Origin of the sequence: Pedobacter sp. 22226 (assembly GCF_052045455.1) — a bacterium.
In the GTDB taxonomy this organism is placed as follows: domain Bacteria; phylum Bacteroidota; class Bacteroidia; order Sphingobacteriales; family Sphingobacteriaceae; genus Pedobacter; species Pedobacter jeongneungensis.
Window position 1 is genome coordinate 309,444 of record NZ_JBQEPB010000008.1, and the last position, 14,738, is coordinate 324,181.

Below are 14,738 nucleotides of genomic sequence, written 5' to 3' on the forward strand. Positions count from 1 at the left end.
GTTTTGATCTGTTTTTAGTAAAACGTTTTAATTGCAAAAACTGTAATAAATCAATCAATTTATGGCTTTTTTTTAACAAAATTTAATTTTTTAGGTGACGATTTTTGGGGCATAACTGCTTTAAAAATTTTACATTTACCGCCATAAAACATTATATAATAAGATGAAGCATAATTTTGGCGCAGGCCCTTGTATTTTACCTCAAGAAGTGTTTAAACAAGCAGCTCAGGCTGTTTTAGATTTTAACGATGGATTATCAATTTTAGAAGTTTCGCACAGAACAACCGAATTTGAGGCAGTTGTTGCTGAAGCTGATAAGTTGGTAAAAGAATTATTAAATGTGCCGTCGGGTTATTCCGTTTTATTTTTACAGGGTGGTGCAAGTTTACAGTTTGCAATGGTTCCGATGAACTTATTGGGCGACGGACAAACAGCAAGTTATTTAGATTCGGGCGTTTGGGCTACCAAAGCGTTAAAGGAAGCTAAATTTATTGGTAATGTAAATGTAGTTGCTTCTTCAAAAGATGCGAACTATACTTTTATTCCAAAAGATTTTGAAATTCCTGCTGATAGTGCTTATTTCCACTATACCTCGAACAATACGATTTATGGTACCGAGCTGTTCGAAGTGCCTGAAACCAGTGTTCCGGTAGTTTGCGATATGTCGTCTGATATTATGAGCCGCGTAATCGATGTTTCTCAGTTCGATCTGATTTATGCCGGTGCACAAAAAAACATTGGTCCTGCAGGCTTAACCATTGCGATTGTGAAAGATGAAATTTTAGGTAAAATTGACCGTAAAATTCCATCTATGTTAAATTATCAATCTCATATCGATAATGGTTCAATGTATAACACGCCACCTGTCTTCTCTATTTATGTGGCATTGCTGAACCTTCGCTGGTTAAAATCGAAAGGTGGTGTTGCCGAAATTGAAAAGGAAAACAAACAAAAAGCTGAGGCACTTTACAGAGAGATAGACCGTAACCCATTATTTAAAGGGACCTGTGCAGTTGAAGACCGTTCTAGAATGAACATTTGTTTCGTAATGGAAAATGCAGAACTGGAAAAACCATTCCTGAAATATTCAGAAGAGCAAGGGATTGTGGGTATTAAAGGACACAGAAGTGTAGGTGGTTTCCGTGCCTCAATGTACAATGCGTTACCAATTACAAGCGTTCACGCGTTGATCGATGCCATGCAGTCATTTGAAGAACAACAGGCAAAAGCAAATTAATTTAAATTTTAACCGATAATTGATTCGCATTTAAATCTGTGTAATCAATTTAATCAGTGAAATCATACATATGATTAAGATATTAGCAAACGATGGGATCGATCCGATCGGAAAAGAATTATTAGAAAAAGCAGGTTTTCAGGTAGATACAGAAACCATTCCACAAGATCAGTTAGCCGAAGCGTTAAAAAACTATGATGCCATTACCGTTCGTAGTGCAACAAAAGTTAGAAAAGAGTTAATTGATGCCGTTCCAAATATCAAATTAATTGGTAGAGGTGGGGTTGGTATGGATAATATCGACGTAGAATACGCACGCAGTCAGGGGGTTGCAGTAGTTAATACACCGGCTGCTTCATCATTATCAGTAGCCGAACTGGTGTTTTCTCACTTGTTTACCGGTATCAGATTTTTACAGGATGCCAACCGTAAGATGCCTGTTGAAGGTTCAACACAATTCAACAACCTTAAAAAAGCTTATGCTAAAGGAACTGAATTAAGTGGTAAAACCATTGGTATTATTGGTTTTGGCCGTATTGGGCGCGCTACTGCAAAAGTGGCATTAGGCTTAGGCATGAATGTTTTGGCTTACGATTTATATCCTTCAGAATCTGAAATTACTTTAGAATTCCAGGGCGGAAAATCAGTAAGTATTCCAATTAAAACGGTATCATTGGATGAAGTTATTGCCGGTAGTGATTTCCTTAGTTTACACACCCCATTTGCCGATAAACCTATTTTAGGTGCAGAGGAATTTGCAAAAATGAAAAATGGCGTAGGTATTGTAAATTGCTCACGCGGTGGAACAATTGATGAACCAGCTTTAATTGAAGCATTAAATTCAGGGAAGGTTTCTTTTGCCGGTTTAGATGTTTTTGACAATGAGCCAACACCATTGGCAGAAATTTTAACACATCCTAAAATCTCTTTAACACCGCACATCGGTGCATCAACCAACGAAGCACAAGAACGTATCGGTACGGAATTGGCTACGCTGATTATTGAGCATTTTAAAAAATAGATAGGGGCTTGCGCTCGTTTCCAAACGAGTGCATAAATAGCTTTACGATTCTATCGTTTGTAAACGATAAACTATTCAACGCTCGTTAAAAACGAGCGTTAGCGCGGAAGTCCAGACCTTATGGGTTTTAAAACCTGTAAGGTCTTTTATCCTAATCCAGCGCATTCGTTATAACCCAATAACGATAGCCCAATATCGCTTTCTGAAAAGTAGTCAGCTTATTCGGATCTTTTTTATACAAACTTGGTAATACTACCTTGTTTATCTTTGCCAGTATTTTAAACAGTCCTCTTTTCATATCGCTGTAGTTTTTTATTGAAGAAATAAAACCCACCAATCATCACTAAAACCAGAAATGCAATAATGTAGTTTGATAAACTGCCTTTATTCTTTTTGTCTAAATCTTCTTTAAGTTGTGAATTTTGATCCTGAAGTTTTTTAATGGTACCCATATAGGCTTCAATGCGTTCTTGAGAGTTATCTGCAACCGCCACTTTTTGCTGGTTCTGCAGGTCTTTATAATCCATTAAAATTTTCAGCTCTTTAAAAATATTATTATCCGTTAATACCACTTGACGGAGAATTTCATTCGAGTTTTTAATATCTTTCTTCGTCTGCCAGCCAAAAATACCTGAACGCTGCGTTAAGCTTTCATCATACTGGCCAAACTTCGCGCTTCGCTCCTGGAGCAATGAATTTACTTTAACGCGTTGTGCTGCATAAGCAACAGTATCTTGTTGTGCATAAACCTGAAAACTCATTAAAATAACCGGAAGCAGGTAAAAATATTTCTTCATGTGGATATAAACGCGAAAAGGGTAGAAGTTGTTTTACTGGTTCATTGGTTCAGCCGTCATTGATGTATTGGTAGTGCAAAGCGCCAAAATATTCGTCATCTTGACTGAAACGCAGTGGAACGCCCGCCTGCTTCAGACAGGAGAGATCTGCCTTGATAGATTTCTCGACTTCGTTGCACTCCGCTCGAAATGACGGCTTTCTGCTTTAGTCTTTCTCCTTTAGTCTTTCACCTCTCTAAGAATGAAACTCAACCCGCACAATATCTCCCAGATGCAAGCCCAGTAAACCACTCGCTTTTCCTTTGTTAATTGCAATTTCGAGGTGATTACTGATTCCGAAGAGGCAAAGTTTTTCACCTTCCTGCACTTCGTTGTAATGCCAGCTCAGTTGAGTAATGGTTTCGCTTTTTCTAAAGTGTAAAGTAAAATCCCTGTTTTTCTGAATTTTGGTAAAAAGATCTTTCGTAATGTTAGTAATTACATTGCAAAACGTATCGATGTACACCACACTTCCGCGGATCACATCGCGCTCAATTACAGGGTGTAAAAGCATCTTCTGCTCAATCTCTGCTACAGGTAAACCGATATCCTTTAATTTACCACCTTTAGCCAGATGCGTTGCAGCCTTCACAAAAATATCAACCAGTGGGAAATGCAAATATTTTAAATCCTGCATGATATTCAGCTCCACTACATCTTCCGGTATATCATCAAAAAGAAGCGAGAAAATGCCATTATCTGCGCCAACAAAATAATGATCGCGGTGTTTTACGGCAATGTATTTGGTATTTTCACTATAAACCGAATCGATGCCGATTAAGTGTACCGTGTTCTTCGGAAAGTAAGGATAAGCGTTTTTTAAAACAAAAGCCGCATAAGAAATATTAAACGAAGGAACTTCGTGGGTAATATCAACTAAATTAACATTAGGCATAAGACTCAACAGACTACCTTTTAGAGCACTCTGGTAAAAATCTTTCGAACCTAAATCTGTTGTTAAAGTAATTATCCCCATTAAAAATTCATTATTATTGCTTATTCTTGTGTACAGGCCTAAGCGTCTGCAAATATTCAAATTTTAATTAATATACCCCGATAACTTTTTAAAATACTACAGTTTGAACGAATTAAAATTAACTCTGGATACCGTAAATCCTGCTCACTTTTGGGGGCCGAACAATGAGAATTACGAAATGATTAAAGGTGCTTTCGCGAAGTTAAAACTGGTGGCGAGAGGTAGTGATGTTAAGGTTCTCGGTGATGAACAGGAACTTAAGGCTTTCGAAGAGAAGTTTAACCAGCTGATTGCACACCTCGAAAAATATAGCTCACTAAGCAATAATGATGTAGAAACGATACTGGGCGCAAAGGCAGCGGGCGTTGCAAAAAAAGATGCAGAACAACCAACCGGAGGTGGCGGAGAAGTAATTGTTTTTGGTACTAATGGCTTATTGGTAAAGGCAAGAACGGCAAATCAGCGTAAAATGGTTAGTAGTATTGCTAAAAACGACATCCTTTTTGCCATTGGACCAGCCGGAACAGGTAAAACCTATACAGCAGTAGCTTTAGCGGTTAGAGCTTTAAAGAATAAAGAAATTAAAAGGATTATTTTAACCCGTCCCGCAGTTGAAGCAGGGGAAAACCTGGGTTTTTTACCGGGAGATTTAAAAGAAAAAATCGACCCTTATTTACGTCCGCTTTATGATGCGCTGGATGATATGATTCCTGCAGAGAAATTGAAATTCTATATCGAAAACCGCACCATCGAAATTGCGCCATTAGCTTTTATGCGTGGCCGTACTTTAGATAACTGTTTTGTGATTTTAGATGAGGCTCAAAATGCCACCGATATGCAGTTAAAAATGTTTTTAACCCGTATGGGCCCAACCGCAAAATTTATCGTTACGGGTGATGTTACACAGGTCGACTTACCTAAAAAACAAATGTCGGGTTTATTTAATGGGCTGAGAATTTTAGAAGATATTAAAGGAATCGATATTATTTATTTGAGCGGAGAAGATGTGGTAAGGCATAAACTGGTGAAAGACATTTTGAAAGCTTACGGAGATATTCAGTAGTTATGTAAAATGTAAGATGGAAAATGGATGATGGGCAGCGTTAAAGCTTTTAAAACCATCATCCATTTGACATTATTATTTTTGGTTTTTTAATAAATTATATCTTCTGACTTCTGACCGCGGTCTTCGGACTTTCGGACTTTTTCCCTATTTTTACTGCCTCATGAAAGCACTAAAAGAAACCCATTTCAATTTCCCGAATCAAAGTAATTTTTACAAAGGCAAAGTACGTGATGTATATACTATTGCTGATCAATCCATGGTAATGGTGGTATCAGACCGTATTTCTGCATTTGACGTAGTATTGCCTGAGGCGATTCCATTTAAAGGACAGGTATTAAACCAGATTGCTGCTAAATTTTTAGCTGCTACACAAGATATCGTTCCAAACTGGGTTTTGGCTGTTCCTGATCCGATGGTTACTATAGGCCGTATCTGCGAGCCCTTTAAAGTAGAAATGGTAATACGGGGTTACCTGGCTGGTCATGCATGGCGCGAATACAACGCCGGTAAACGCTCTGTTTGTGGTGTTGCTTTGCCGGAAGGTTTAAAAGAAAATGATAAATTACCTCAGCCGATTATTACCCCAACAACAAAGGCTTCGGTTGGTCACGACGAAGATATTTCGAAAGAAGATATTCTGGCCAAAGGCATCGTTTCGATTACAGATTACGAAAAATTAGAAGAATATACTTACGCATTATACCAACGCGGAACTGAAATTGCCGCCAAAAGCGGATTGATTTTAGTAGATACAAAATATGAATTTGGTTCTGCAGATGGAGTAATTTACCTGATCGACGAAATTCATACACCAGATTCTTCACGTTATTTTTATGCTGAAGGTTATCAGGAACGTCAGGATAATAATGAGCCACAAAAACAACTTTCGAAAGAGTTTGTAAGAAAATGGTTAATCGAAAACGGTTTTCAGGGGAAAGATGGTCAAACGATACCAGAAATGACACCTGAAATTGTAAACTCGATTTCTGAACGTTACATCGAACTTTACGAACATATTGTAGGAGAGACGTTTATAAAAGCAGATGCAGATGCCATTTCGAGCCGTATCGAAAGCAATGTGGTAAAGGCTTTAGAAACTTTATAAAATTCGAAAGAAATTTCTACATTAGTAGAATTAAAGATTAGAGAGATGAAATTTTCAGTAGATAAACACGATAAATATGTAACCTTAAAGTTAGAGGAAACTAAGTTTACAAATGATAATGCACCAGGCTTAAAATCAGAATTCTATTTACTTAATGCCGAAGGCTTTCAGAACATTATTGTTGATTTAAGCCATGTTACCGAGTGTAATGATGCACAGGATTTAAGCTGCTTATTGGTTGGCGACAGGCTTTGCAAATCGGCAGGCGGATTATTTATCGTAACCGGGATTAATGATGAGCTTGCTTCAATTATTGAATTATCAAACATATTTCAATCTGTAACGTTTGTTAATACATTAGACGAAGCAACAGATTTCATCTTTATGGAAGAGTTGGAAAAAGAGTTTAGAGGCGCTAAATAACATATTATTTAAATAACATTACGGCCTCGTAGTTTCTAAAAATCTACGGGGCTTTTTATATCTGATCATGATGAAGTTTGAAGTTACAATTTTGGGAAGCAGTTCTGCAACACCTGTATTTAACAGGAATCCATCAGCACAGCTTTTAAACTGTAACGAAAAATACTATTTGATCGACTGTGGTGAAGGTACACAACAACAATTGGCCAGGTTTAACCTAAAGGCAGCCCGGATCGATTATATTTTCATCAGTCATCTGCATGGTGATCATTATTTTGGCTTAATCGGTTTGCTATCAAGTCTGCATTTAAACGGCAGGATAAAACCCATGCAGATTTTCGGTCCGAAACCTTTGCTGGAGATCTTAGAGATCCAGTTTAAATACTCAGATACGGTTTTAAGGTACCCGATCGAATTTTTCCCGATCGAAGCAGATCAATCTACCCAGATTTTCGAAAACAGTGATCTGACTGTAAAAACCATTGTTTTAAATCACCGTATCCCGACCACAGGTTTTATTTTTCAACAAAAGAAAAGACAACGCAAGCTGATTAAAGAAAAGGCTGATGAAGTGCCGATGGCTTATTATACCACTTTAAAAAAGGGAAACGATGTAGAATTGCCAAACGGCGATATTTTACGCAGTTCCGATTACACTACAGAAGCCGACCCACCACGTTGTTATGCTTACTGCTCAGATACCTTATTTGACGAACGTTATTTTTCGACCATAAAAGATTGCGATACGCTATATCATGAAGCCACTTTCATGCATGATCTGTTAGACCGGGCGAATGAAACACACCACACTACAGCTTTACAGGCAGGGGAAGTGGCTAAAATTACCGGAGCAAAGAAATTGCTCATCGGGCATTTTTCTTCACGCTACAAGACTTTACAAATGCTTTTGGAGGAAGCGCAATCTGTGTTCGAAAATACAGAGTTAGCTGTTGAGGGCAGGACTTTTTCGCTTTAATTTTTTACTATAGCAATGACCACGTAAGAATAACTCCGTGCTTATCTGTGTCTCCGTGGCAAAAAAATAATCTATTGAGTTACCTAAATTTAAAGATCCTTCGACTACGCTCAGGATGACAATGGAGAGCGATATGTCTCCGGGCTAAAGAAATAAGCCAAGTTTTATCTAATTAAAGATCCTTCACTGCGTTCAGGATGACAACAAAAAGAGAGATTCTCTTTTGTGCGTCTCTCCGTTGCAAAATAGCGCACAAAAAAAGCCCTGCAATTAAAAAACTACAGGGCTTTCGAATTTATAAAAATTAATTACTTGTCTTTTTTATTTCCACCACCGAATACCGAGAAGTGTACGTAACGTTTAGGATTTGCTTTTAAATCGATCATTAATTCATCAAGATTTTTAGAAGCATTAGTTAAATTCTGATACATTTTATCATCGTTTAACAATAAGCCTAAACTACCTTTTCCACCTTTAATACCTGAAATCACGCTTTGTAAATCGGCAATGGCGTTATTTGCGTTATCTAATGTTTGTTTAAAATTAGCAGCGGCAAACTTATCGGTAACCGTATTAATATTGGTTAAAATGTCGCTTATTTTTTGATTGTTGTTATTCAGGTTAGCAGTAATGCCTTCTACATTTCTAAAAATCGCTTCAATACGTTTGCTTTCAGAACCCACCAAACCATCAACTTTTTTAGAAGTCGTTTCTAACGAAGCTAAAGTACCTGCAATGCTGTTAAAACTCTTATCCACATTTTTCTGGAAATTTGGATTAAGGATAGAATTTACACTGCTCAAGATCGAATCCATTTTACCGATAATCAATTCAGCTTTTTTCTGTACCGGCTGAACCTGCTCCATCAATCCTTTTTCTACATTGGCATTTAAAGTGTAGCCATCTTCTGCCATTTTTTTAGAGTTACCTAACGACATTACAATCGCTTTGCTACCTAAAAGATCGGTACCTTCTAAACGGGCAATACTATTTTCAGGAATTTCGTATTTACTATTAACACTTAAGGTTGCAATTACGGTACCATCATGTTGTAGCTCCAGTTTAGCAACGCGGCCAATCTGATAACCGTTAATTAATATCGGTTTTGATACCGTTAAACCATCAACCCTGGTGTACTTAGCATAAAGTGTTGTTTCGTTTGAGAAAATGGAATTACCTTTTAAAAAATTATATCCAATAATTAGTAAAGCTATGGCAAATGCGGCTAAAATACCTACCTTGGTTTCGTTCTTAATCTTCATAAGTGTTGTTATTAATGCTGCAGATTTAAGTTTGTTTTTAAAACCCGCTGGAGCGTAATTTCTTTTTTTATAACGTTAAACTTTATAAATACACAAAGTTTACATCAATTGTTTATCTGGTATCTGTTAATATTTTTCGTAAAGTTAAAATAACTATCATTTATAATGCCACTTATTTAACTTCAATATTTTTTTTGTATGTTTTTATTGCTTCCAGAATAGAATTAGCAATTTCATTCTGACCTTTTTGCGAATTAATATATTTTTCTTCCTCGGTGTTTGAAATAAAACCAACCTCTGTTAAAACAGCCGGCATACCGCAACGTTGCAATACCAGAACGCCCTGTTCTTTTACACCACGGCTAAGTCTTTCATCCCTGCTGATGTAACTGTTCTGGATCAGTTTTGCAAATTTAATACTTTTATCCCGAAAGGTGTTTTTTAACAGTGACAAAAGGATAAAACTACTGGGGTTATTTGGGTCGTAACCATCATATTTGCTTTTATAATTCTTTTCCAGTTTGATATCGGCGTTTTCACGGATGGCTGCATCCTGCTCTTTTAACCGATGCGAACCTGCCACCAATGTTTCTACACCTTTAATGTGTTTGTTGCCCGGTGGCATTGAGTTGCAATGTACCGAAATAAACAGATCGGCATTGGCTTCGTTTGCAATTTCTGCACGGCGGTAGAGGTCTACATCAATATCGGTTTTACGGGTAAAAATTACTTTAACGTCAGGAAGTTCTTCTTTTATCAGTTCACCCAGCTTTAATCCAACTTTTAACGAAATATCTTTTTCCTTTGTAAAACTACCCGAAGCACCAGGTTTTCTGCCCCCGTGTCCGGGATCAATTACAATAGTTTTAATTTTGTACCCTTGAGCGGATGATTGTTTGACAGCAAAAATGGAGAGGAAAAATATCGTTATCAGAAGTTTGATCTTCATTATAAGTAATTAAAATGATGTTTCGGCTATGCGTTTATAATTTTTAATTGCCCTGATGATACCGCTTACAATTTCGTTCTGTCCTTCCTGTGAGTTCATATAGTCTTCGTCTTCCGGATTACTCACAAAACCAATTTCAGTTAAAACTGCCGGCATGGCTGCACGTGCCAGCACTGCTAAACTTTTTTCCTGCACACCACGGTTGGTACGGCCGGCATTAACATACTCTTGCTGTAACATCGAAGCAAACTTTAAACTCCTATCCCTGTTCGTTTGTTTCATTAAAGATAACATAATGTCATTCTCTGGCGTATTCGCAATAAAACCTTCATAGTTTTTCTGGTAGTTATCCTCAAGAAACATCGATGCGTTCTCCCTTTTAATTACCTCATCCTGCTCGCCTAAACGGCCTGTTCCGGATACGAAAGTTTCTGTTCCCCTTGTAGACGTACTTTTCGAAGTAACGGTTGTATAAACCGGTACTTTTTTGCCCCGCACTTTTTTGTAATAATCAACCACCCGCGATACCCGAACAGGCATATCGTTTAAGTGGATTGAGATAAATAAATCCGCTTTTGCGTTATTGGCAATATTAATACGCTCGTACAAAGGAATAAAAACATCAGTTTGCCTGGTGTAGATTACCTTGATATCTTTTAAGCTGTCTTGAAGTGCTTTGCCAAGATTTAATGCAGTTTTAAGCGCAACGTCTTTTTCTTTCGAATAGACGCCGTGTGTGGCGCCGTCTTTGCCGCCGTGACCCGCATCAATTACAATTGTTTTAATTTTATATTCTTGCGCAAGCGCTTGATTATCAATTGTATTTGACAATACTAAATAAATAATAAATGTTAAAATGGATTTAAGATACATCAATGGTATATTTTTCACTAATTTTGAACGTTTTTGATTAAACATTTGTGCAAAAATAACATTCAAATACGAATTTGAAACTTCTTAAGAGCTCTATTTTACTAATTTCTGTCATTTTATTAACACTTGTTGTTGGTAAAGCTAACGCATTTTCGCGATTTTCATTGCAACAGATCATTCAACAAGACACTACAAAAAAGGATACAACCAAAAAAACGGGCAAGAATAACAGCAGTCTCGATCAGAAAGTAGAGTACAAGGCAGATGACTCTGTAAAAATGAGTGCTGATAAAAACATCGTTTATCTATATGGAAATGCCAGGGTTATTTATGGTGATTTTGAGCTGGATGCGAGTTATATCAAATACGATAAAAAGCAGAATACCATTTTTGCAAGGGGTGTTAAAGATCCAAAAACGGGGAGATATACCGGCAGACCGATTTTTAAATCGGGTGCTGACGGAACTGCAATTGCCGATTCTATTTTTTACAATTCAGAAACAACCCGGGCCAAAGTTTATGGCGTTTTCTCTGAACAGGAGGGTGGGTTTTTCTCCGGAGGGCAGAGTAAAAAGCAAATAGATGATGAGCTGCACATTAAAAATGTGATGTACAGCACCTGTAATTTGCCGCATCCTCACTTTGGATTAATGATCTCGAAAGGGGTTGTAACCGAAAAACAGATTATTACCGGACCGGTTTATATGATTATTGAGGATATTCCGACCTTTTTAGGGCTTCCATTTGCATTTTTTCCCAAGCAAAATAAACGAACTTCCGGTGTTATTTTACCAACGCCCGGTGAAGATGCCACGAGGGGATTTTTCCTGCAAAACGGGGGGTATTACCTCGGTTTAAACGATTACTGGGATGCCAAGTTGATGGGCTCAATTTATACCAATGGATCTTACGAAACCAGTGTATTGAGTAATTACACCAAGCGTTATAAATATAACGGTAACATTAACCTGTCTTATTCGAGTTTTAAAGACGGTTTAGAAGGTACGGAGGCATTTGCAAACCCGACCAAAAACTTTAGCATCAACTGGAGCCACAGCCAAAACGCCAATGCCAATCCCGGAACTACCTTTAGTGCAAGTGTAAGGCTGGTATCCACCGGAAGAAAAGGTTATTACAAAAATACGGCAGCGGGTACCACTTACGATATTAATACCATTGCAACAAACTCTACCAGTAGTAGTGTGAGTTATGCCAAAGCTTTTTCAAACGGGATGAACTTCTCCATGGCGGCTTCAAGTGATCAGACCTTAAGTACAAGGGCCATATCTCTAAGGTTACCCGAAGTAACATTTAACGTACCAACTTTTAACCCTTTCAGTTCGAAAAATGCAGTTGGGGAGCAAAAATGGTATCAGAAAATAACGGTGGGCTATAGCTTGCAGGGAACAAACCGGATTGATACTTTTGATAGTTTACTTTTCCAGAACGATGGTTTAAAACGTTTAAGAAGTGGTTTTTCTCATAGCATTCCTGTAAATATGTCGTTTACTGCCCTGAAATATTTAAACTTTAGTTTAGGCGGAACATATAATGAAGTTTGGAATTTCCAGAGTGTAAGACGAAAATATACAGAATTCGCAGATAATACCTATAGCTTTAGAGAAGATACCTTAAGTGGCTTTAAAAGAGCCGGTAGCTATAGCTTATCTACTAGCATGTCGACTAAGATTTACGGAAGAAGGGATTTTAACCCTCAGGGAAAAATTCAGGCTTTGAGGCATGTAATGACACCAAATGTTTCATTCTCTTATTCGCCTGATTTTACAAAAGCAGGTTCCGGACCATATGAAGCTGCAATTAACCAAAATAATAAACCGATTTTAGTTAACGGAATACCTTTAAAGTACTCCATATTTGATGGTATGGCGCAGCCGGGCTCTTTTGGTGGCCCTAACGCTTCCATTGGGTTTGGATTGGATAATACCGTTGAGTTGAAAGTGCGGAACAAAAACGATACAACCGGAACGGGTTCGAAAAAAATCCCGATTATCCAGGGATTGAGTTTTAGCGGTTCATACAATTTCCTCGCAACTTCGTATAAGTTATCAAACATTGGTTTTAGCGGCCGGTCTCAGTTTACCGATAAACTGGGCATCAACTACAACGGAACATTAGATCCTTATTCGTTAAGGAACGATACTTTACCAGGTTCAACATTAAGAATCAGGCAAGACCGTTATTTCTGGCAAACCGGTAAATTTTTGCCACGCCTGGCAAATTTTGGTTTCTCGTTTGATTATAGTTTAAACCCTGAAGCTTTAAAACGTAAAAATGAAGCCAATGATAAGCTGGGTGAAGCGGCCAATAAAAAAGGTTTAACTGATATTCAGTCGGAACAACTGGCAGCCATTAGCCGCGATCCGAATGCTTTTGTTGATTTTAACATTCCGTGGAATTTTTCGTTCTCTTATAGTTTCCAATATTCGAATGATGGAAACACCACTACAACTTCAAATACCTTAAACTTTAATGGTGATGTAAACTTAACTCCGAAGTGGAAGGTTACGTTTAACTCCGGTTACGATTTTAAGAATAATGGTTTAACACCGATGAACCTGGCCATATACCGCGATTTGCATTGCTGGGATATGAGTGTAAACTGGGTTCCTTACGGTGCCTACAAGAGTTATTCGGTAACCATTAAAGTTAAAGCATCAATATTGCAGGATTTGAAATTGAGCAAAAGACAAGGTTTTTACAGCACATACCGATAAATTATGCTAGCCGAAATTATTACCATTGGCGATGAAATTCTCATCGGCCAGATTGTGGATACCAATTCTGCCTGGATGGCCAAACAGCTAAACCTGATTGGTGTTTCCGTGAAACAGATTACTTCAGTTTCTGATGAGGAACAACATATCCTCGAAGCTTTGGCTCAGGCCGAAAAACGGGCTGATATTATTTTGATTACCGGCGGTTTAGGTCCGACGAAGGATGATATCACTAAAAAAACGCTTGCAAAATATTTTAATATGGGCTTCCGTAATGATGCGGGAGCACTTGAAATGGTCCGCCAGATTTTTGAAAAATACAAGCGTCCTTTATTGGATGTAAATATTCAGCAGGCTGATGTTCCTGATGGTTGTGAGGTAATTGTGAACAGAAACGGCACAGCGCCATGTATGTGGTTTGAGCAAAATAACAAGATTTTTGTTTCTATGCCAGGTGTGCCCTATGAGATGATGTACTTAATGGATGACGAGATTTTGCCGAGGATTACCAGCAGGTTTAAACTTCCGGCTATCGTTCATAAAACCATCCTTACTGCAAATATTGGCGAATCGTTTTTGGCTAAAGAGATTGAAGAAATAGAAGATAATTTACCTCAGCATATCAAATTGGCTTATCTGCCTAAATTAGGTCAGGTGCGTTTGCGTTTATCTGCCAAAGGAAATAACGAAGCAGAATTAAAAGCAGAGGTTGAAGTGTACGCCAAACAGATTATTGCCAAAGTAAATCAATTTGTGGTGATTGATGAAGATATTGCGCTTGAAAAAGCAATCATCAATATCATGAAGGAAAAGGGCTTAACCCTATCAACGGCAGAAAGCTGTACCGGAGGATACATTGCCCATTTAATTACGCAACATCCGGGCTGTTCTTCGGTTTATTGGGGCGGGGCAGTCGCCTACGCTTATGAGTTAAAAGAATCAATTTTAGGGGTAAAAGAAAATACTTTAACCACTTTCGGGGCAGTAAGCGAAGAAACCGTTACCGAAATGGCAGAAGGTGCCATAAAACATTTCAAAACCGATTATGCCATTGCAGTTAGCGGAATAGCTGGTCCTGATGGCGGAACAGAAGATAAACCGGTTGGTACCGTATGGATTGCAATTTCTTCCAGGCATAAAACCGTAGCTAAGGTGTTTAATTTCAGCAACAAACGCATTCAAAATATAGAGCGTTCGGCAGCTTCCGCATTAACCATGCTATTAAATCTACTTAAAGAAACAGTTTAGAACGAATAAAAACTGTATTTTTGTGGCGTTA

General features: G+C 37.9%; 14 protein-coding genes. 8 read left to right on the forward strand and 6 right to left on the reverse strand.

What is annotated here, in order from left to right; all coding sequences use genetic code 11:
- Positions 1–163 precede the first annotated feature (163 nt).
- Both serC and ACTJKC_RS19385 read left to right on the forward strand, forming a co-directional pair.
- Entirely contained in the window at positions 164–1,237 is a 1,074-nt protein-coding gene (serC, locus tag ACTJKC_RS19380; protein WP_440794483.1) for a 3-phosphoserine/phosphohydroxythreonine transaminase, read from the forward strand.
- Between the two features lie 70 nt (positions 1,238–1,307).
- Complete coding sequence (locus ACTJKC_RS19385; RefSeq protein ID WP_344853845.1) at positions 1,308–2,258, forward strand: D-2-hydroxyacid dehydrogenase; 951 nt, start codon at positions 1,308–1,310, stop codon at positions 2,256–2,258.
- A gap of 151 nt (positions 2,259–2,409) precedes the next feature.
- On the opposite strand, the gene ACTJKC_RS19390 is transcribed toward ACTJKC_RS19385, so the two are convergent.
- The 3 genes from ACTJKC_RS19390 to ACTJKC_RS19400 form a co-directional block, all read right to left on the reverse strand.
- Positions 2,410–2,556: a hypothetical protein gene (locus ACTJKC_RS19390; RefSeq protein ID WP_440794485.1), complete on the reverse strand. Its 147-nt coding sequence runs from the start codon at positions 2,554–2,556 to the stop codon at positions 2,410–2,412.
- Positions 2,537–3,055, reverse strand: a complete 519-nt coding sequence (locus ACTJKC_RS19395) for a hypothetical protein (RefSeq protein ID WP_440794487.1) — start codon at positions 3,053–3,055, stop codon at positions 2,537–2,539. Before ACTJKC_RS19395 ends, ACTJKC_RS19390 begins: the two co-directional genes overlap by 20 nt.
- Before the next feature lie 235 nt (positions 3,056–3,290).
- Positions 3,291–4,070 carry an SAM hydrolase/SAM-dependent halogenase family protein gene (locus ACTJKC_RS19400; protein WP_344853848.1) on the reverse strand — a complete coding sequence of 260 codons (780 nt, stop codon included), beginning with the start codon at positions 4,068–4,070 and terminating at the stop codon, positions 3,291–3,293.
- Positions 4,071–4,173: 103 nt separating this feature from the next.
- On the opposite strand from ACTJKC_RS19400, the gene ACTJKC_RS19405 reads away from it, so the two are divergent.
- The 4 genes from ACTJKC_RS19405 (at position 4,174) to ACTJKC_RS19420 (ending at position 7,640) form a co-directional block, all read left to right on the forward strand.
- The gene (locus tag ACTJKC_RS19405; protein ID WP_344853849.1) at positions 4,174–5,133 is read left to right on the forward strand and encodes a PhoH family protein; all 960 of its coding nucleotides are present in this window, start codon (positions 4,174–4,176) and stop codon (positions 5,131–5,133) included.
- 163 nt (positions 5,134–5,296) lie between these two features.
- Positions 5,297–6,241, forward strand: coding sequence for a phosphoribosylaminoimidazolesuccinocarboxamide synthase (locus tag ACTJKC_RS19410; RefSeq protein ID WP_440794489.1), 945 nt, complete (start codon positions 5,297–5,299; stop codon positions 6,239–6,241).
- A gap of 45 nt (positions 6,242–6,286) precedes the next feature.
- On the forward strand, positions 6,287–6,664 hold the full coding sequence (locus tag ACTJKC_RS19415; protein WP_344853851.1) for an STAS domain-containing protein: 378 nt from the start codon (positions 6,287–6,289) through the stop codon (positions 6,662–6,664).
- A gap of 70 nt (positions 6,665–6,734) precedes the next feature.
- Complete coding sequence (locus ACTJKC_RS19420; protein WP_440794560.1) at positions 6,735–7,640, forward strand: ribonuclease Z; 906 nt, start codon at positions 6,735–6,737, stop codon at positions 7,638–7,640.
- A 308-nt stretch (positions 7,641–7,948) separates the two neighbouring features.
- On the opposite strand, the gene ACTJKC_RS19425 is transcribed toward ACTJKC_RS19420, so the two are convergent.
- From ACTJKC_RS19425 to ACTJKC_RS19435, 3 genes are all read right to left on the reverse strand, one after another.
- Positions 7,949–8,902: an MlaD family protein gene (locus ACTJKC_RS19425; RefSeq protein ID WP_440794491.1), complete on the reverse strand. Its 954-nt coding sequence runs from the start codon at positions 8,900–8,902 to the stop codon at positions 7,949–7,951.
- A gap of 172 nt (positions 8,903–9,074) precedes the next feature.
- Positions 9,075–9,851 (reverse strand): N-acetylmuramoyl-L-alanine amidase family protein, encoded by a 777-nt coding sequence (locus tag ACTJKC_RS19430; RefSeq protein WP_440794493.1) that lies wholly within the window; start codon positions 9,849–9,851, stop codon positions 9,075–9,077.
- Between the two features lie 9 nt (positions 9,852–9,860).
- Positions 9,861–10,724: an N-acetylmuramoyl-L-alanine amidase family protein gene (locus tag ACTJKC_RS19435; protein WP_344853878.1), complete on the reverse strand. Its 864-nt coding sequence runs from the start codon at positions 10,722–10,724 to the stop codon at positions 9,861–9,863.
- Between the two features lie 164 nt (positions 10,725–10,888).
- Here ACTJKC_RS19435 and ACTJKC_RS19440 point away from each other — a divergent pair, with 164 nt between their 5' ends.
- Positions 10,889–13,459, forward strand: coding sequence for a putative LPS assembly protein LptD (locus tag ACTJKC_RS19440; protein ID WP_440794495.1), 2,571 nt, complete (start codon positions 10,889–10,891; stop codon positions 13,457–13,459).
- A gap of 3 nt (positions 13,460–13,462) precedes the next feature.
- A complete protein-coding gene (locus ACTJKC_RS19445) occupies positions 13,463–14,707 on the forward strand; it encodes a competence/damage-inducible protein A (RefSeq protein ID WP_440794497.1) in 1,245 nt (414 codons plus the stop codon).
- The last annotated feature ends 31 nt before the right edge of the window (positions 14,708–14,738 follow it).